This is a genomic window from Thermoflexus sp., from assembly GCF_040289485.1.
Classification (GTDB): Bacteria; Chloroflexota; Anaerolineae; order Thermoflexales; family Thermoflexaceae; genus Thermoflexus.
Map to the genome: position 1 here is coordinate 47,258 of NZ_PSLG01000004.1, position 19,972 is coordinate 67,229.

The window sequence follows — 19,972 nt, forward strand, 5'->3', positions numbered from 1 at the left end:
AAGCGCAGCCCTTATAGGATACCTGCTTCGCCCCTCTGTGACAAGGGGGGCCTTAGAAAATCGGCCCTGCGCGGCGGTTTTTCCCTTCGTGCTTCTCATAGCGTTAGAAAGCCTGGGCGGCCAGCAGCGCCAATTGATACAGCGGATAGACCAGAACCGTCAGCAGGATCACCCCGGCCACCGTGAACCACAGGGTGAGGCGCTCAGGCCGGGAGATCCAGATCGGCTTCCCCTCCTCCGGGGAGCGGTCTACATACATGGCCCGGGCCACCATGATGTAGTAATAAAAGGCAACCATGGCGTTGAGGACGCCGGCGACGGCGAGCCAGAGCAGACCGCTCTCGATGGCGGCGGCGAAGACGAAGAGCTTGGCGAAGAAGCCCACCAGCGGCGGGATGCCGCCCAGGGAGAGCAAAGCAGCCAGCATCGCCAAGGCCAGGCCCGGCGACCGCCGGGAGAGGCCGGCCAGGTCCCGGATCTCCTCGCTGCCCGTTGCGTTGGTCATGATCACCGCCACGGCGAAGGCGGCGATGTTGGTCAGCGTGTAGATCCCCAGATAGAAGATCGAGGCGGCGATCCCCAGCGGGCTGGCCGCGGCCACGCCGATCAGGATATAGCCAGCCTGGGCGATGCTGGAATAAGCCAGCAGCCGCTTCAGGTTGCGCTGGGGGATGGCCAACAAGTTCCCCACGGTCATGGTCACGAAGGCCAGGGCGGCGATCAAGGCCACCCAGTTCCCTTGGACCGCGGCGAAGGCCTCGATCATGGCCCGGATCAGGACGGCGAAGCCCGCGGCTTTGGAGGCGACAGAGATGAACGCCGTGATCGGTGTCGGCGCCCCCTCATAGACGTCTGGCGTCCAGAAATGGAAAGGGACTGCGGAAACCTTGAAGCCAAAGCCCACCAGGACCAGCAGGAGGGCAGCCATCACGGCAGAGGTCGGAAGGGTGCCCAAAGACCGGGCGATGCCCCCGTAACCGATCTCGCCCGTGAACCCGTAGAGCAGGGCCATCCCGTAAAGCATCACCGTGGAACTGAAAACGCCGAACAGAAAATACTTGAGGCCGGCCTCCGCCGAGCGCGGCGTCTCGCGCAGATACCCGGCCAGCAGATACAAGGCGATCCCCGCTGTCTCCAGGGCCAGATATAGGGTCACCAAATTGATGGCCGCTCCCATCAACCCCATCCCCAGGACAGCGATGAGTATCAGGGCGTAATATTCCCCGCTCTGACGCAACGGACGGAAGTCCATCGAGATGGCCGCCGTCAGGATCCCCGAGAGGATAAAGATCAACCGGAAGAACATGGCGGCCAGGTCCGCCCGGACCGACCCGCCGAACGCCTCGTAAGGGGCGGCCAGGCCTCCGACCAACTGGGCGGCCTGCAGGACAGCGACCCCGAAGGCGGCCAGCAAGCCCCCGATGGCCCAGTAGCCCAGTTCCCGCTTCCGGCCTTCCGGGAGCCCGGCGTCGACGGCCATCACCAGCACGGCCGCCACGACCAACACGATCTCCGGCAGGACCGACCACAGATGTGCCCACCATGAGAGCCCGACCATCCAGTCCTCCTCGCTCGCGGGATGGCTCAACGCCGGATCATCGGATCGAGGCGAGCATCGCGCCGTGGAGCAACGCTGCGATGGGCTCTACTCCCGTCTGGATCATATCGGTCATCACTCGCGGGAACACTCCGATGAGGACGAACCACACAGCGAGGGTGATGATGGCCACCTTATCCAGGACGGTGACATCCCCCGCCTCCGGGAACCGCCCGCGGTCCAGTTCTCCAAAGAAGGTGGCCTGCAGGGCCCGCAGGATGTAGGCCGCTGAGAGTGCGATGCTGGGGGCCGCCAGGATGGCCATCCACGGATACCACCAGGCGGTGTCCCGCGCCGCCCAGATCCCAGCGAACACCTGGAACTCAGCGATGAAGCCGGAGAAGCCAGGCATCCCCATGGCCACCAACCCGCCCAGCACGAAGCCCAACGTCGCCATGGGCATCACCCGGGCGAAGCCGCCCAGGTGCGCTAGGTAGCGGGTGTGGGCCCGGTCGTACACCATGCCCACCACGGCGAACAGGATGGCCGCCATCACCCCGTGGGAGAACATCTGCAGGACGGCCCCCGTCAGGCCGGTGACGTTCATGGCGGCGAACCCGATGGTCACGAAAGCCATGTGGCCGATGCTGGAGAAGGCAATGACGTATTTGAGGTCCTCCTGCACCAGCGAGATGGCCGCTGAATACAGGGCGGCGACGACGGCCAGGAAGACCACCACGGGCAGCCAGTAGACCGCCCCGCCGGGCAACAGTTCGATGCCCACCCGCAGGGCGCTGTAAGCCCCCACCTTCATCACCACACCGGCCAGGAACATCGAGCCCGCCGTGGGCGCCGCCGAGTGGCCATCCGGCACCCAGTTGTGGAACGGCCAAAGGCCGGCGGTCACCGCGAAGCCCAGGAAGATCGGCAGGAACCACAAGTAGTCGAAGCGGACGGCCCTCCCCAGCACCTGCACCGACCGGGCGAAGGCCCCCTGGGCGGCCAGGTCCCGCAACACGTCCATATCGAAGGTGCGCACGGGCGAGACGAAGTAGAGGGCCAGGGCCCCCACCAGGGCGATGATGGAGCCCACCAGGGTGTAAAGGACCAACTTCATCGCCGCGTATTCTTTGCGGGTGGAGCCCCAGATGGCGATCAGGAAATACTTGGGGAAGATGGCGATCTCATAGAAAAAGAACAGCAAGACCAGGTTGCGGGCAACGAAGACGCCGATGATCCCACTGGCCAGCAGCAACATGAAGGCGAACAGTTCGTGGGGGCGGTCCTCGATGTTCCACGAGACCAGGACCCCGGTGAAGAGGACGAGGGCCGAGAGCAGCACCAGGGGAAGGCTGACCCCATCCACGCCGATGTAGTAATGGATCCCCAGTTGGGGCAGCCAGGCCACGCGCTCGACGAACTGATACCCCCCGGCCCCCCGGTCGTAGGCCAGGAAGGCCCACAGGGCCAGCAACAGGGTGAAGCCCGAGACCGCCGCCGCGAAGACGCGGGCGGCCTCCTTCTGGTGACGCGGGATCAGCAACAAGACCAAGGCGCCCAGCAGCGGCGTCAACACAATGAAACTCAGGATCGGGATCGGCACCGTTGAGATCGTCATCCCCATCGCCTCCAAAGCAGGTCGTCGTCCACCCCCGCCTCAGCCGAGCAGCTGCATCAGCGCCGCGTTGAGCGTCGGCACGATCCACGCCGGCCACAGGCCGGTGAGCAACATAAAGGCCATCAACGGGGCCAGCGCCAGGACCTCCCGGGCGGTGATCTCGGGCAGGCGGGCCCATTGAGGGTTCAGGGGCCCATGCAGCACCTTCTGGATCGCCTTCATCACGAAGGCCCCGGTGATGAGCAGCCCGAGCATCGCGATGGCCGTCAGCCCGGTGAAGACCGGCCAGGCCCCTTGCACCACGAGATACTCGGCCACAAAGCCGGCCAGCCCCGGCAACCCCACCGAGGCCATCGCACAATAGATCAGGATCCCCCCATAAACCGGCATCCGGTTCCACAACCCCCCATATGCCTCCAGGTCCCGTGTGTGGGTGCGGTCATAGATCACCCCTACCAGGGCGAACATGGCGGCCGAGGAGAGGCCGTGGGCAAACAACTGTAGGGCCGCCCCGTTGAGGGCGAGGAGGGCATGGCCGCGGACCGCCGGGTTGCCCAAGGCGTAGCCGGCCACCGCGATGCCCAACACCACGAATCCCATGTGGTTCACCGAAGAATATGCGACCAACCGCTTGAAATCCCGCTGGCCCAGGGCCGCGTAGGCCCCGAAAACGATGGCCGCTGTAGCCAGCAACGCCAGCGCCAGGGCGAACCGCGCCGACTCCGCCGGGAAGAGCGGGAACACGATGCGCAGGAAGCCGTAGGCCCCCAGTTTCAACAGGATCCCCGCCAGGATCATCGAGCCGGCGGTAGGGGCTTCTGTGTGGGCATCCGGCAACCACGTGTGGAACGGCCAGACCGGGATCTTGATGGCGAAGGCGATGACAAAAGCCCAGAAGACCACCGCCTTCACCACTTCCATCGGGACCCCGAACAGGGTCCCCTGAAGAGCCGGCCAGCGCCGGCTGATCTCCAAGAGGTCAAAGGTCCCCCCCTGAGTGCCGCCCAGAGCCGCCCAGATCAACTGGATCCCCAGTAGCAGCCCCAGGGAGCCCGCCATCGTGTAGAGGATGAACTTCAAGGCCGCATAGTGACGGCGCTCCGGCGCCCCCCAGTTGTTGATCAGGAAATACATGGGCACCAGGCCGATCTCCCAGAACAGGAAGAAGAGCAACAGATCCAGGCTGACGAACACGCCCAAGATGCCGGCCTCCAGAGCCAGGAAGAGAGCGAAGTAGGTCCGCGGGTCTTGGGTGATGTTAAACGAAACGAGCACCCCCAGGGGAGTGAGGAGAGCGGTCAGGAAGATCAGCATCACGCTGAGCCCGTCGACCCCCAGGAAATACGTTGCGTTCACCTGAGGGAGCCAGACCGCCCGTTCGACGAACTGAAAGCCCGGACGGCCCGGATCGAAGTTCAACCAGAGCCAGGCCGAAAGGCCCAGGGGGATCAGGCTGAAGAGCAAGGCCAGCCCCCGATGCAGCCGAAGGCTGTCCCGGGGCGTCAGGGCGATCACCAGGGCCCCGAACAGCGGGAAGAAGGTGATCAGGGTCAGGATGGGGATCGGTTGCCCGAAGAGCGTCATCGCTGGCTTCCCCCTTCGCGTTCGGATCTTCCAGCGCTCCCATCGGCTCCCTCAGAAGCCGATCAGCATGGGCGCCACGGTATAGAGGACAATGAAGCCCAAGATGCCCAGCACCACCACCAGCAGGTAGTTTTGGACCAGCCCGGTCTGCAGGGCCCGCAGCTCCCGGCCGGCGGCCTTGACGGCCTCCCCGATCCCGTCGCCGATGCCGTTGACCACCACGCGGTCGAAGAGCCGCAAGGCGGCGCCCATCGACCATACGGCGTCGGCGATCCCGTGCAGGAGCCCGTCGATCACCACCCGGTCCATAAAGAGGGCCACCGCCCGCTCGGCCAGCCAGAGGGTGGGCCGCACAAAGAGCAGATGATACAAGTCGTCGATATACCAGCGGTTCTTCAGGAAGGTGTAGACGGGGCCCAGGCGAGCCAGGGGATCGGGGGCGCCAGCGGCCAGGGGACGCCGCCCGTAAACCCACCAACCCAAGAACAGACCGGCCAGCGCGATCGCCGAGGAAAGCAAGACGGGAGCCGGGTGGAAAGGCAGCGCCTCCGGGTGCTCTAGGAGGGTCCCCCCCACGAACGCGTGGAACCAGTTCCTGCCCACAAGACCGCTCAGGACGGGGAAGCCCTCCGGCACCCCGACGAACCCGCCGAGCAGGGCGAAGAAGGCCAGGAACACCAGCGGGAAGATCATCGCGCCAGGGCTCTCCTCCGCGTGGGCCGCAGCGGCCGTCCGAGGCTCCCCCAGGAAGGTGAGGGCGATCTGGCGCATCGTATAGAAGCCGGTGAGGAGGGCCGCCGTCGCCAGGAGCAGGAAGACCAGGAGCGGAAGAACCTCCCCTTTCTCAAAAGCCCCGCGGAAGGCCTCCCCCAGGATCTCGTCCTTGCTCCAGAAACCCGCCGTGATCAAGGGGAACCCGGCCAGGGAAAGCCCGCCGGCCAGGAAGGTCCAGAAGGTCACCGGCATCCGCCGGCTCAGGCCGCCCATGTTGAACATGTCGTTGGGGTCGAAAGGTTCCCCATGGCCTTTGTGGCTGCCGGCGGGATGATGGCCGTGCTCCACGGCGTGGATGACGGAGCCGGAGCCCAGGAAGAGCAAGGCCTTAAAGAAGGCGTGGGTGATGAGATGGAAAGCCGCCGCCACATAGGCCCCGATCCCCACGGCAGCCAGCATATAACCCAGTTGAGAGATAGTGGAATAGGCCAGCACCCGCTTGATGTCGTTCTGGGCCATGCCCATGGTGGCGGCCATGAACGCTGTGAAGGCGCCGATCAAGGCCACCACCCAGAAAGCGGCCTCGCCCCCCAGGCCGTGCTGCCCGGCCTGCAGGAGCGGGAACATACGGATGGTGGTGTAAACCCCGGCCGAGACCATGGTGGCGGCGTGGATCATCGCGCTGACGGGGGTGGGGCCTTCCATCGCGTCCGGCAACCACACGTGCAGCGGGAACTGGGCGCTCTTGCCCACCGTCCCGGCGAAGAGCAGCAGCGAGGCCAAAGCGGCCACCGAGAGCCCGGCCACGTAAGAGGGCGTCTCCGCCAGCGCCTTCAGGGTCTCCGGGTTCCGCAGGATGTCGTGGAAGTTCAACGTCCCGGTCTGGGCATAGAGGTAGGCGATGCCCAGAAGCATCACCACGTCGCCCACGCGGGTGGTCATGAACGCCTTCACGGCGGCGCGGTAGGCCGAGGGCTTGCGGAACCAGAAGCCGATGAGGGCGTAGGAGCAGAAGCCCATCACCTCCCAGCCGATGAATAGCATCAGGAGGTTGTCGGCCACCACGAGCAACAGCATCGCCGCCTCAAAGAGGGAGAGGAGGGCGAAGAAGCGGCTGTAGTGGGGATCCCCCGCCATGTAGCCGACGCTGTAGATGAAGATCATCAACGAGACCAGGGGCACCATAAACAGCATCACCGCCCCCAGGGGATCCACCAACACGCCGAACTCCAGGGGCCGCGCCCCGACCGGCAGCCAGACGATACGCGCGGCGATGGGATGCTCTCCGAGGTGCTCGGTTCGGATGGCGGCCCAGAACACCACCTGGGAGAGGACGAAGGAGATGGCCACCGAGAGGATGGCTAGGGTGTGGCTGAGCCGCTTCCAGCGATTGGCGACAAGGGCGATCAGGCCGAAGGCGATGAAAGGCGGCCATGGGATGAGGGCCACCAACAACGGCAGGAGCGTTCCCTGGGTCTCCATCCGGCTCCACCTCGTGGGGTTAACCCTTCAGAAGATCGATGTTCTCAACGTCCACCGTCTCCCGGTTGCGATAGGTGCTAATGATCAACGCCAGGCCGGCCGCTGCCTCCGCCGCCGCCACCACCAGGACGAAGAGGGCGAAAGCCTGCCCCGTGGTCGCCGCGGGATGCAGATACCGCCAGAAGGCCACCAGGGTGATGTTGACGGCGTTCAACATCAGTTCGATGGCCATCAGGATGGCGATGGCGTTCCGCCGGGCCAGCACCCCATAGACCCCTGTGCAGAAGAGCGCCGCCGCCACCAGCAGATATGCGCTCAGGGATACCATCCCGGATCCTCCTCACGAGGCGCAGATGTCACCGACCGACACCAGGCTCGCGATGGCGCCTTCCCCATCATGGCCCTAGCGCTTCTCCCGGGCGATGAAGATGGCCCCCACCAGCGCCGCCAGGATCATCACCGAAGCCAGCTCGAAGGGCAAGGCGAACTGCACGGGGTCCACCAGGGAGCGGCCCAGGGCCTCAATGGCATCGCCGGGCACCGGGGGGGCCGCCTGGGGCCACGGGAAGCCCGCCAGCACAGGGGCCAGGAGCAGGAAAAAGAGCCCGGCGATCACCGCGGCCGCCAGGCTCTGGTTGTTCAAGGGCGGGCCCGGGTTGCGGGCCATGCCCCGCGTGAGCATGACGGCGAAGATGATCAGGATGGAGATCGCCCCGATATAGATCAGCACCTGGACCCCCGCCAGGAACTCCGCCTCCAGGAGCACGAACAGCCCCGCCACGCCCACGAGGGACAGGATCAGGTAGAGGACCGCGTGGAAAAGATGGCGGCTGAGCACGGTCATCAGGCCTGCCCCCAGGGTCAACAGCGCAAACAGGAGAAACATCCCCTGCAACAGCGTCATCGCCGGTCGCTCCTCTCGGTGGGATCAATGCACCGGGGCCGCCGCCTCCACCGGCTCCGCCTCCTCCGCAGGGGCCATCGCCGCCATGCGGGCCCGGCGCCCCAGATAGCCCACCAGGGCCAGGGCCCCGACGAGCATCACCCAGTTGAAGGCGGCAAGGGCCGCCGCCCATGTCCCGCCGGACACCCCGGCCGCCCGCAGCCCCTTGTCCAGGAGGGCCACCCCGATCAGGTTGAGGATCATCAGCGGCGTGAGGAACTTCCAGTTGAGGTTGAGCATCTGGTCGATCCGGATGCGCGGCAACGTCGCCCGTAGCCAGAAGAACAGGAAGATCCCCACCCCCATCTTGATCAGCGTCCACAGATAGGGCGGCAACCAGGGGCCCCGCCAGCCGCCCAGGAAGAGGACAGCGAAGAGGGCCGAGACCACAAGGGCGTGGACGAACTCGCCCAGGAAGACCAGGGCGAACTTCATCCCACTGTATTCGATGTGGAAACCGGCCACGATCTCGGATTCTGCCTCCAGAAGATCAAAGGGGGTTCGGCCGACCTCCGCCACACCGGACGCAAAGAACACCAGCGCCGCGAGGGGGAGGACCAGGATGTAGGGCACATCCTGGGCGAGGACGATGCCCACGGTGGACATGGTGCCCGCGATCATCACCACGGTCACCACGCTGAAGACCGAGGGGATCTCGTAACTGATCAGTTGAGCCACCGCCCGGAAGGCCCCGAGGAGGGCGTATTTGTTGTTGCTCCCCCATCCGGCCATCAACACCCCCACCAGGGCCCCCGCCCCCACCGCCAGGGCGTAAAGCACCCCGATGTTGAGATCCGCACCGATGGCCCCCGGCCCGAAGGGGATCACCACCAGGGGTGCCACGGCGCACGTGGCGATGATCAGCGGGGCCAGGTTGTAGACCCAGCGGTCAGCCCCAACCGGCATGGTGTCCTCTTTGGTGAGCAATTTGATGCCATCGGCCACCGGCTGGAGGAGCCCATAGGGCCCGGCCACGTTCGGCCCCAGACGATCCTGGAAGCGGGCTACAACCTTGCGTTCCACATAGGTGAGCAGAGCGAACCCGATGAGCCCGAAGTTGGCCAGGAGGAAGGCCTTGATCAGCCCCACGATCAGGACCACGGCCCACTCCGGAAGCCCTAGCCCCCGCAGGAACCCATACAGCCAAGCTCCCAAGTAAGGCAGCAAGTTATAAAGGAGGTCGTAGATCCGTTCCATGGCGCGCTTCACCCCCCGTGACGAACGCTCCGGCAGATCCCCTGACCAGCCCGGCCCATCTCAAGGCCTCAGACCCACTCCAACGACCCCTTCCGCCAGGCATACAGCAGACCGCCCAACAGAAGGAGCAAAAAGAGGGCCATCTCGACCACGGCATAAAACCCCAGCCGGTTATACGCGACCGCCCACGGGAACAGGAAGACGGCCTCTACGTCGAAGAGGACAAAGATAAGGGCGAAGATATAATACTGGGCGCGGAACTGGACCCACGCATCGCCGACTGTCTGAACACCGCACTCGTAGGTTTCCAGTTTCAGCGGGTTGGGTTTCTTGGGCCGCAACAGCCACCAGAGGAGGAGGGTGGCCCCCAGCAACACCACTGTCACCACGAGGAACAGGCCGACCAGCGCATACGCTTGCAGCACGGGCCGCCTCCTTGTTGCGGACATCACAAACACGTTGCGATTATAGCATAGGCTCCCGGTGGGATCAAGGCACCTGGACGGCGCCATGCGCATCGGACTGGTAGACCCCCAAGCCACCGCCGAACGGCAAGCGTGGATCAGCGGTTGGGCCCGTCGGAGCCGCCATCAGATCCTGCCATTTGTGCTGCCGGCTTCCGGGCCGGCTCCGATAGCGCCCTCGACCTTCGGTGAACGGGCCGAGCGGTTGGCCCGCCGCCTCCGACGATGGCTGACCGGTTCCGGGGCGCGGAATCCCGCCCGGGAACCGATGGGCCTGCCGGATCTCCTGCTCCTCACGGACGGGCTGGATGGGTCCGTGTTCCGGGAGGCCTTGGAGGATGTGCTGGGGGATGTGCCCCTCTGGGTGTATTGGCACCGCAGCGCGCTGGCCCATCCCGACCCACCGCCCCCCGAGATCGCCGCGGTGGAGATCCGCACCGCCCGATCCGCCCACGCCCTCCTGTTCTACGCAGAGGGCCAACGCCGGCGCTTCCTGGAGCGCCTGCGCCAGCAGGCCTCTGAAGCCCTCCCGTCGGTCGAAACCAAGGCCCACGTCCTCCCGCCCGGCTTCGATCCGGAGCGACCGCCGGCCGGGACGCCCATCCTCTCCCGCCGGCTGCCCGAACCGCTGATCCTCTGGATCGACCGCGGAGGGCCCGAGGAGCCGGATCTTCTGGCGGCGGCCCTCACCAGCCTGGGGCCCCGACCGCCGGCCTTCCGGCTGCTGGCCCTGAACGAGAACCCCGAGGCGGAAAGCCATCGGGCGGCCCGCTGGCCGCTGGCGATCCGAGAGCGCCTGTTGGGGATCCTCCGCCCGGGGGACCCGGAGGCAGCTGCCTGGGCGTCGGGGGCCCGCTTGATCCTGGAAACCGCCCGCGGGGGGCCCTCCCCCATCGCCCTGATGACCTTCGCGGCTCAGGGCCCCTGGCCCCTGGTTCCCTCCGACTCCGGCTTCCTGGACCTCCTTCCGGAACCGCTGCGGCCGCTGTGCGCCTACGAGGCCCCTGAGGCCCTGGCCGGCCACCTGGCCCGGGTGCTGACCGCCGGGCCGCCGGAGGATCCCAGCGTCATCCGTCACGCCCTCCTCCCTTACACGTGGCCGGCCCTCGCCCCCTGCTACGATGCCATGTGCGAAGGCGCCTTCCATCAGCGATCGTCCCGGGCCACCTGAAACCGGCCGTTCTCGAAGACCACCCGCTGAACGATCCGCTGGTCCGCCAATGGGGTCTCCGGCCGGGCACGGACCACGATGCGCACCTGGTCCCTCAAGGGGGTCACCACCACCTTACGTGCCAGGATCTCCTGAACCTGGAAGATGCCGGCCGAGTTGCTGAGATAAACCACAATCTCGATGGGGAGGTCACCCCCATCCCGGATCTCCACCTCATCGACTGCCAGCGCCGAGACCGAATGGATATCCACCTTCCCCAGGTCAAAGGCGGCCCGGCCGCGCCCCTTGGTCATATCGGTGCCATCGGCGATGGCCACCACAGAGGCCTCCACAGTCAACGGAGGGGGCGAGCCGTCGTGGCTGGCGATACACGAGAGGATGAACCCGGCGATCAACTGCTCCTGCTCCGGATCCGGGTAGATCTCGGGGAGCCAGCGCGGCAGCAACTGGGCGGCCAGCATCACCCCGTATTCGATGTGGCCGACACGATGGATCATATTGCCGATGTCATGCAGCATCTCCGCCGCCAGGACCACCAGGAAGGCGTCGTCGACGTCCCCCGCCCCCGAGGAGACCACATCGAACGGGATGGCGTGTTGTCGAAGCAGCGCCATCATCTGCATGGCCGCCGCTGTGGCCACGCGGGCGTGGACAGGGCCATGATCGTTGTAGTTCAGTTTGTAGACGGCCATATAGTTGGCCAGATCCCAGCAGGCGTCGAGCCGCGGATCCTGCACCAGGCGCTCATAGAGGTGGGCCGCCTTCGGATAATCGGCCACGATCCGCCAGATCGTCGCATCCGCCCGCTCAGCCAGTTGCTGGTAGTCCGGGGCGATCTCGATGACCACGCCGTGGTCACGATAAGAAATCGATCGCCGCGGCACCCGAACCTTGCTCATCCCAGGGCCTCCTTTCGCACCCATGGACACGGGTCCCTTCATGCGGGATCCTTCCCTGGCTCCGCCGACATCTGGCGGTCCGCCCCCTCTTCCAGAAGCCCTCTCAATTCGTAGAGTTTGTGCAAGGCCTCGAGGGGCGAGAGGCTCTCCGGATCCAGCCGGCGCAGTGCGTGGATGACCGGATGTTCCACGAAGAGGGGAAGCGGCGCGGCGGGGGGCATCCGCGGACGCACGGCCGGCTCCCCCCGCTCCAGGCGGGCCAGCAGCTCCCGGGCCCGTCGGATCACGGGACGGGGCAGGCCGGCCAGTTCGGCGACATGGATCCCGTAACTGCGATCGGCGCCCCCGGGGCGCATCTGATAGAGGAAAACGATCCGCCCATCGATCTCGGCAGCCGCCATGTGGGCGTTGCGCACGCGGGGCAAGTAGGCGGCCAGGGCCGTCAGTTCGTGGTAATGCGTGGCGAAGAGCACCTTCGGGCGCCGGCGGGGATGGTTGTGGAGATACTCGGCCACCGCCCAGGCGATGGCCAGACCATCGTAGGTGCTGGTCCCCCGCCCGATCTCATCCAGCACCACCAGGCTGTCGGCCGTCGCCTGATGCAGGATGTAGGCCGTCTCGCTCATCTCGACCATGAAGGTCGAACGGCCGGCGGCCAGTTCGTCGTGGGCGCCGATGCGGGTGAAGATCCGATCCACCGGGCGCAACCGGGCCCGGGCGGCAGGGACGAAGGAGCCGACCTGGGCCATCAGCACGATCAGGGCCACCTGCCGCAGCAAGGTGCTCTTCCCCGCCATGTTCGGTCCGGTGAGGATCAGGATCCGCCCGCCTTCGTCCAGGACGATGTCGTTGGGCACGAAGCGGCCCTCCAGGGCGCGCTCGACGACCGGATGCCGGCCCTCGCGGATCTCCAAAAGGTCCTCCTCCACCAACTCGGGGCGCACATAGCGGTAGCGGGCCGCCGCCTCGGCCAGGCCGGCCACGACATCGAGATGGGCGATGGCGCGGGCGATGGCCAGCAGCCGAGGGACATCGGCCCCTGCCTGCTGGCACAGGTCGCGGAACAGCGCCGCCTCCAGTTCCGCCTGGCGGGCCTCCGCGTTCAACACCATGGCCTCAAATTCCTTCAGTTCGGGGGTGACGAACCGCTCAGCCCCGCTCAGGGTCTGCTTGCGAATGTAATCCGGGGGGACCTGGCCGGCGGCCGCCTTCGGGACTTCGATGTAATAGCCGAAGACCTTGTTGTAGCCCACCCGCAGGGTGCGGATGCCCGTCCGCTGCCGTTCCCGTTGTTCCAGAGCGGCCAGCCATGCCTGGGCGTCGCGGGCCACAGCCCGCCAGCGATCGAGTTCCTCGGAGAACCCCTCTCGGATGACGCCGCCCTCCTGCAGGGTCGGCGGCGGATCCTCGACCAAGGCGCGGTGCAAGAGGTCCAGCAAGGCCGGCATGGGCTCCAGGGCCGCGGCCGCCCGGCGCACCGCTTCACCCCCAGGGCCTTCCATGCTCACCAGGAGAGCTTGGATCGCCGGAAGGAACCCTAGGGCCCGCCGCAACGCCGCCAGGTCCCGCGGCGAGGCCAGCCCGCTGCGCAGCCGGCCGGCCAGCCGCTCCAGGTCCGGGAACCCCCGCAGCAGCCCGGCCAGCCGCTCTCGAGCGATCGGCTGGTCCACGAAGGCCTGCACTTGATCCAGGCGGGCCTCGATGGCCGCGCGGTCCTTCAGCGGCTGCGAAAGCCACGCGCGCAGCAATCGTCCGCCCATCGGAGTGTGGGTGAAATCCAGGACGGAGAGCAGCGAGCCTCCCCGCAGGCCGCCGGCCATCCCTTCGGTCAGTTCCAGATGGCGCTGGGTGGCCGGATCCAGCACCATATAGGCCGCCGTGGTATAGACTTCCAGGGCGGTCAGCAGGGAGAGGGCCTCCGGCCGGGTCTCCCGCAGATAGGCCAGGATCGCCCCCGCGGCGCGGACGGCCAGCGGCTGGTCCTCTGCGCCGAAGGCGTGGAGGGAGGCGACCTGGAAATGCTCCAGCAGGGCACGGCGCGCGCGACGGAGTTCGAAATGCGCGGCGTCGAAGGGGGTGAAGTGTAAATCGGCGTCTGCTGGAGGGAGGAGCGGCGGGGTGGCGGGCTCCCCGGAGACGGCTGGGAAAAGGCACTCGCGGGGAGCCACCCGCAGCCATTCGGCCTCCGCCTCTCCCCGGGCCTGCGGGCCCGTCCACTGGGTGGCGGCGAAATGCCCCGTGGTGACATCGCAATGGGCGAAGCCAACCCCCTCGGCCTCCTCCACCCAGGCTGCCAGGTAGTGAGGCCGCCGCTCTTCGAGGAGGCCGGGCTCCATCGCTGTCCCGGGAGTCACCACCCGGACCACACGTCGGGGCATCAAGCCGTTGACCGGGTCGCCGACCTGCTCGGCGATGGCGACGCGGTAGCCCTTCTCCACCAGGCGCGCGAGGTAGGACTCCAGGGCGTGGTGGGGGACGCCCGCCATGGGCACCCGCTGGCCCTTGCCGATCGGCCGGGAGGTCAGCACCAGATCCAGTTCCCGGGCCACTACCTCGGCGTCCTCATCAAACGCCTCGTAGAAATCTCCCAGGCGGAAGAGAAGGATGGCGTCGGGATGCTGCTGTTTCAAGCTGAGATACTGCCGGCGGATGGGGGTCAGATCTTCCATGGCCCTCGCTCCCCAAGGCGGGAGGATGCCCTCCCGGATGCCTATCATTCTATTGGAGCCACCTGCGGGGTGAAAACCATGGCCCGATTCTCCGTGCGTTTGCTGGTGACCATCGGCCTGGGCATCGGGGCCCTCGGCGTCCTGCGGTTGGGCATGGGGACGGCGGGCCCGGGGCGGGCCGCCACGACCCAGGTGTGGATCGTCGCCGTCCACCCGGACGGCGTGTTCACTGGGGAGCCGGACGAGGCGGTCCGCCTGTTCGCGGCGGGGCCAGATCCGGTCGACGTGAGCGGGTGGACGCTGCGGGATCGCTGGGCCGGGACGGGCGGCCTGCGCTTCCCCGCCGGCTTCACCCTCCCGCCGGGGGCTGCCATCTGGATCGCCCATCATGCCCTTTCTTTCACGATGGCTTTCGGCTATCCGCCGGACGCCGCGGTCTTCACCGATGGGCTGACCGCTGTGCGCCCTCTCAGCGGAACATGGCCGAGACTCGCCAACGCGGGGGGTGAGGTGGTGCTACGGGACAGCACAGGGGGCCTGGTGGACGCTGTGATCTACGGGGACGGTTACACCGAGACCCTGGGATGGCATGGATCCTTCGTCCGGCCCTATGGGATCGCCGGCGCGCGGCGCGAGGGCCGCCTGTTGATCCGCCGCTGGGACCCGGCCTCCGGCCTGCCCATCGACACGGACACCGCGGGCGATTGGGCCACCGACGCAGCGGATCCGTGGATCGGACGCCGGATTCAATTTCCGGGATGGGCGCCGGAGCGTTACGGTGCCCCCTTCCGGATCAGCGGGACCCTTCCGATGACGCTGATGGTGGCCCCGGATCATGCCTTCGAGGCGGTCTCGTCCCTGTTGGAGATGGCCCGAACTTCGATCCGGGGGGAGGTTTTCACCTTTGAGCATCCTCGCCTGGCCGAGCGGCTGGCTGCGGCCGCCCGGCGGGGGGTCTCCGTCACCCTGCTCCTGGAGGGAACGCCACCGGGGGGCCTCACCGATGACGGCCGCTACGCCTGTCGGCTCCTTCGGGAGGCCGGCGGCCGCTGCCTGACCATGCGCAATCGACCGGACGCGGATCCACCGGCCCTGCGGCGCTATGCCTACGCCCACGCCAAGTTCCTGGTGATCGATGACCGGTGGGTGCTGATCGGCACGGAGAACTTGAGCCCCCGGGCGATGCCGGACGATCCCAAAGACGATGGAACAGAAGGCCAACGGGGAGTCATGGTGGCTTTTGAATCTCCCGAGGCCGCGGCGTTCCTGAGCGGCCTGTTCGCCTACGACACCGACCCTCGGTTCCGGGATGTGGCCCCGCTGATGGAGGATCCCCCGCCGACCTACACCCCACCCTTTACCCTGGGGGGCAGCGCCTACCCGGTTCGTTTCCCGGCGCCGATCCCCATCACCGCCGAAGAGGTAACCCTCATTGTGGGTCCCGAAGGGTTGCTGAACCTGGAATCAGGGTGGTGGGGAATCGTGCGGCGGGCAGGCCCTGGGGATCTCCTGCTGGCCCAGCAACTGGCCGTCCCCTCCTGGTGGGGGCCGTCCTCCGCCGACCCGGCGACGGCCCCCGTGATCTCCCCCAACCTTTACCTCGCCTCCCTGATCGAGGCGGCGGGGCGCGGGGCCCACGTGCGGTTGCTGATGGATCGATTCTATGACGATGCGGCGAGCCCGCGCAGCAACGCGGCGACAAAGGCCTATGTCGAGGCGCTGCAGGCCCTCAGCCCCGCCCTCTCCAGCACCCTGCAGGTCCGCCTGGGGAACCCGGGCGGGCGGGGATTGCACAACAAAATGAGCCTGTTGCGCCTGGGGGAGTCCAAATACGTGTTCATCGGTTCGGCCAACAGCACCGAGACCTCTCACAAACTCAACCGGGAGATCGCGCTGCTCTTTCGCTCTGAAGACGGGTTTAACGTCTTGGCCGAACTGTTCCGGTTCGATTGGGAACTCTCGCAACCCCGGCTGTATCTGCCGCTGGTGTTCCGGGATCACCGTCCGCCGCACTTGCTCCTCAGTGAGGTCATGGTCAACGCTCTTGGCTTGGATCCCAACGAAGAATGGGTGGAGATTTACAACCCGACGGGGACATGGATCGATCTCCGGGATTATCGCGTCGGGGATGCGGCGAACCCAGGAGATTACGAAGGCATGTATCGCTTTCCGATAGGGGCAGCCATCGGGCCCGGGCAGGTCATCGTGGTGGCGGTCTCTGCCCAGGCTTTTCAAAGCCGTTACGGGCGGCGTCCGTCCTTTGAACTGGCGGGGACGGATCCGCTGGTTCCAGATATGGTGCCGGATCCCACATGGGGACGGGGGACCTGGAACTTGAACGACACCCAAGACGAGGTGGTGCTACTGGGTCCCGACGGGGAAGTCGACCGCGTGGCGTGGGGAGCCGCCCCGCGTTGCCCGGCTCCTCCGCGGGGCCAAAGCCTGGAGCGCTTCCCGGCCTCCCGGGACACCGACACCTGCGCCGACTGGCGGGTCCAGCCCTTCCCCTCGCCCGGATCGGTGCCGTGAGATCACGGCCGGAACCCGGTTGCACAGATCCTCTTGCGGCCTGAGGAAACCACACCGTGCGAGACCCGATGGGCCTCACCATCAAGGATCCGGAGGATCTGATCCGTCTGCTGGAAAAGCACGCCGACTGGCGGGAGCGGCGGCTGCGGGCCATGCGCTCGGAGGAGCTGCTCGCATTGCCGGAGGCCTTCCGCTCTGCGGGCTTTCGAAAGCGCCCCTTGGCCCTGGGCATCAAGCCCCCTACTGGTTCTATCGCTACGGCCTGCGGGGGCTGTGGGGGCCGAGGACGCCGGTGTCGGCCTGCTGTGGCCCCGCGGCGAATGGATCCCTGCCCCAGGCCCGGAGGGCGAGGCCGTCTCCTGAAAGGGAGGGCCGCAATGCCTCATTTCGGCGCCAGCATCCGCTCCGCCTCCTCGAGGCGCAGGCTTAAAACCTGCGAAGCGCCGTCGGCCCGCAGGGTGACCCCATACAGGACATCGGCGGCCTCCACGGTCCCCCGGTTGTGGGTGATCAGGATGAACTGGGTCCGCTCGGAGAGCCGGCGGATCATCTCCCGGAAGCGTCCGATGTTGGCCTCGTCCAGGGCTGCGTCGGCCTCGTCCAGCACCACGAAAGGGCTGGGGCGCACCTGGAGGATGGCGAAGATCAACGCGGTGGCCGTCAGGGCCTTCTCCCCTCCTGAGAGCATCAACAGGTTCTGCGTCCGTTTCCCAGGGACCCGCACGAAGACCTCCACCCCCGCCTGATCCCACGACGGGGCCTCGGTGAGGGAGAGCCGGGCGTTGCCTCCCCCGAAGAGGGCAGCAAAGGTCTCCTTGAAGGCCCGGCCCACCGCACGGAAGGTCTCCACGAAGGCCTGTTCCATCTCCCGATCCAACGTCTCCACGGTCCGCCGCAGGTCCGACGCGGCCGCCTCCAGGTCCGCGACCTGTGCCGTGAGGAAGGCGTGGCGCTCCTGCAGGGCCGCGTATTCCGCCGCCGCCTCCGGGTGGATCGGTCCGAGCCGCCGCAGCGCCTGCCGGAGGGCAGCCACCTCGGCCTCCAGCGCCTCCAAAGCGCTCACATCCGCCTCGGGCTCCCCGGCTCCCAAACCTTCCAGGTCCGGTTCCCCCTCCCCCTCCAGCCGCTGCCATTCTTCTCGCAGCGCTTGCTGAAAGGCCCGCAGCTCTCCCTCCCACCGAACGACCTCCAGCCGGGCCGCGTGGACTTGTTCCTCCAGCCCATGGCCGGCGGCCCGGAGCGACTCCACGGCCTGCCATTGCTCTTCAAAGGCCATCTCAGCGGCCATCAGCGCGGCGATGGCTGCCCCCCGTTGGGCCTCCAGGGCCTGAAGCCGGGCCTCCGCTGATTCCAGAAGGGCCTGCAAACGGGCCCGCTCGGCTTCCAAGGCCTCCCGCTCGGCCCCATCCGAAACCGCAGCCTCTGCGGCGCGCTCGGCCTCCAAGCGCGCCCAGGCCTCCGCCTGCTGCTCCAACAACGCCTGGGTCTGGCGCAAAGCCTCCTCCACCAGCCGCTCCTCCGCCTGCACCCGCGCCAACTCGACCTCCAGCTCGCTCAGCCCCAAAGTCTCCAGTTCCCGCCCCAGATCCATCCGCGCTTCCCCCAAGGCCTGTTCCCGCTCCCGCAACGCCCCCTCCTCCCGATCCTGTTCCTGGGCCTCCCGTTCCGCCTGCGCCTCCTGCTCCCGCCGCTTTTCCTCTTCTCGCTCCAGATCCCGCAGGGCCGCCTCCACCGCTGCCATCTCGGACCGGACCCCCTCTAAGCGACGCCGGAGGGCCTCCTGGCGGGCCTGGGTCTCGTGGAGCACGCGCTCCAGAGCCGACGCCCGATCGCGGGCCTCCGCATACTGGCGTTCGGCCGCATGGGCCATCGCTTCCGCCCGCTCCAAGGCCCGCTGGGCCTCCGCCAGCCGCTCCGGGAGCGATCGCCGTTCCCGCTCCTGGACCAGCCAGACCACCTCCGGGGACGTATATCGTCCCAACCAAAGAAGGCCATCGCCGCCGATCCGTTCGCCTTCCCGTGTGATCAGGGTGGCTGTCCGCGGGAGCCGCTCCCCGATGCGGAGGGCTTCCTCCCAGGTCTCAACGAACCAGATCCCCTCCAGGCGCTGTTCCAGCCAGGCCTGAAGCCGCGGCTCGGAGGCGCGCAACACCCGACCCGGAGGAAGCAGATCCGCAGGGCCGATCGGAAGGCCTCCCCCCCGGCCCTGGGCCGCAAGCCCACGCCGGCGGACGACCGGCCGCTCGAAGCGCAGGGCTTCCCACACCACCACCGGCAGGCCGTGGCGGACGCGGGCCCGCACCGAGGCCAGGGTCTGGCGGTCCCGGACCACGACGGCGTGGAGCAGCGGGCCCAGGGCGGCGGCAGCCGCCGCCTCCCAACCTGGGGCGACCTCCAACCACGCGGCCAGCAGGCCCAACACCCCCGGCAACGGGGCGGAGAGCACCGCCTCCAGATCGGCCCTCAGCCTCTCCTCGGAGCCCCAAAACGGGCCCAGGGTCTCGGCGTAGGAACGCAGATAGGCATATTGGGATTGGGCCTGGGCCAGCACCTCCCGCGCCTGCGCGACCGCAGCCTCAGCGTCGACCAGGCGCTGGACCGCCTGGATCCGCTGCGTCTCCAGCTCCGCCAGCGCCCGTTGGCCCTCGGCCTCCGCCTCGTGCCAGCGCCTTTCTTCTTGAGACAACCCTTCCCAACGGCGGAGCAGGGCTTCCCGCCGGGCTTCGTGATGCAGCGCCTGGGCCTCCAGTTCCTGACGCAGGGCCTGCAGCCGCGCCCGCCGACGGGCGAGGTCCTCTTTCTCACGCCGGACCCGGGCCAAGGCTTCCTGAACAGCCTCCAGGCGCTGAAGGATTTCCATGCGGCGGGCCTGCTGGGCTTGGTAGCGAGCGTCCAAGGCCTGCCGTTGCTCCTGGAGGTCCTGATACCGACGGGCCAGGGCCTGCGCCTCAGCCTCCAGTGCCCGCCGCACCGCCGCGATGGCCTCCCGTCGGGCCTGGAGGTGGGCGGCCTGCTCCTGACGGGCCCGCTCCCATTCGAGGAGGGACTGCCATCGCTGTTCCACTTCGGCCCGTTGCCGTTGCAAAGCCTCCACCTCAACCCGGAGGGCCTCCAGCGTGGCCTCTTGGTCGGCCAGGAGGGCCCGCTGCTGGCGCAGCGCCTCCA

13 protein-coding genes are annotated in these 19,972 nt (G+C 67.4%); 2 read left to right on the forward strand and 11 right to left on the reverse strand.

What is annotated here, in order from left to right; all coding sequences use genetic code 11:
* Positions 1–103: 103 nt before the first annotated feature.
* The 8 genes from C4313_RS01450 to C4313_RS01485 all read right to left on the reverse strand — a co-directional run bounded on the left by C4313_RS01450 (position 104) and on the right by C4313_RS01485 (position 9,500).
* A complete protein-coding gene (locus C4313_RS01450; protein ID WP_352428099.1) occupies positions 104–1,558 on the reverse strand; it encodes an NADH-quinone oxidoreductase subunit N in 1,455 nt (484 codons plus the stop codon).
* 37 nt (positions 1,559–1,595) lie between these two features.
* On the reverse strand, positions 1,596–3,155 hold the full coding sequence (locus C4313_RS01455; protein WP_352428100.1) for a complex I subunit 4 family protein: 1,560 nt from the start codon (positions 3,153–3,155) through the stop codon (positions 1,596–1,598).
* A 39-nt stretch (positions 3,156–3,194) separates the two neighbouring features.
* Positions 3,195–4,739, reverse strand: a complete 1,545-nt coding sequence (locus tag C4313_RS01460; protein WP_352428101.1) for a complex I subunit 4 family protein — start codon at positions 4,737–4,739, stop codon at positions 3,195–3,197.
* 51 nt (positions 4,740–4,790) lie between these two features.
* The gene (gene nuoL / locus C4313_RS01465) at positions 4,791–6,935 is read right to left on the reverse strand and encodes an NADH-quinone oxidoreductase subunit L (RefSeq protein ID WP_352428102.1); all 2,145 of its coding nucleotides are present in this window, start codon (positions 6,933–6,935) and stop codon (positions 4,791–4,793) included.
* Between the two features lie 19 nt (positions 6,936–6,954).
* Complete coding sequence (nuoK, locus tag C4313_RS01470) at positions 6,955–7,263, reverse strand: NADH-quinone oxidoreductase subunit NuoK (RefSeq protein WP_352428103.1); 309 nt, start codon at positions 7,261–7,263, stop codon at positions 6,955–6,957.
* Between the two features lie 75 nt (positions 7,264–7,338).
* On the reverse strand, positions 7,339–7,839 hold the full coding sequence (locus tag C4313_RS01475) for an NADH-quinone oxidoreductase subunit J family protein (protein ID WP_352428104.1): 501 nt from the start codon (positions 7,837–7,839) through the stop codon (positions 7,339–7,341).
* Positions 7,840–7,863: 24 nt separating this feature from the next.
* Positions 7,864–9,075, reverse strand: coding sequence for an NADH-quinone oxidoreductase subunit NuoH (gene nuoH, locus C4313_RS01480; RefSeq protein WP_352428105.1), 1,212 nt, complete (start codon positions 9,073–9,075; stop codon positions 7,864–7,866).
* Positions 9,076–9,143: 68 nt separating this feature from the next.
* Positions 9,144–9,500: an NADH-quinone oxidoreductase subunit A gene (locus tag C4313_RS01485; protein WP_352428106.1), complete on the reverse strand. Its 357-nt coding sequence runs from the start codon at positions 9,498–9,500 to the stop codon at positions 9,144–9,146.
* Between the two features lie 85 nt (positions 9,501–9,585).
* On the opposite strand from C4313_RS01485, the gene C4313_RS01490 reads away from it, so the two are divergent.
* Positions 9,586–10,710, forward strand: a complete 1,125-nt coding sequence (locus C4313_RS01490; RefSeq protein ID WP_352428107.1) for a glycosyltransferase family protein — start codon at positions 9,586–9,588, stop codon at positions 10,708–10,710.
* Here C4313_RS01490 and C4313_RS01495 read toward each other — a convergent pair.
* Positions 10,686–11,609, reverse strand: a complete 924-nt coding sequence (locus C4313_RS01495) for an HD domain-containing protein (RefSeq protein WP_352428108.1) — start codon at positions 11,607–11,609, stop codon at positions 10,686–10,688. The genes C4313_RS01490 and C4313_RS01495 overlap by 25 nt on opposite strands.
* Positions 11,610–11,647: 38 nt before the next feature.
* Entirely contained in the window at positions 11,648–14,278 is a 2,631-nt protein-coding gene (gene mutS / locus C4313_RS01500; RefSeq protein ID WP_352428109.1) for a DNA mismatch repair protein MutS, read from the reverse strand.
* A gap of 78 nt (positions 14,279–14,356) precedes the next feature.
* Here mutS and C4313_RS01505 point away from each other — a divergent pair, with 78 nt between their 5' ends.
* Positions 14,357–16,807 (forward strand): lamin tail domain-containing protein, encoded by a 2,451-nt coding sequence (locus tag C4313_RS01505; protein WP_352428110.1) that lies wholly within the window; start codon positions 14,357–14,359, stop codon positions 16,805–16,807.
* 382 nt (positions 16,808–17,189) lie between these two features.
* Here the strand turns inward: C4313_RS01505 and C4313_RS01510 are convergent.
* Positions 17,190–19,972, reverse strand: a 2,783-nt coding sequence (locus C4313_RS01510) for an SMC hinge domain-related protein (protein ID WP_352428111.1), incomplete at its 5' end; no start/stop codon positions are given.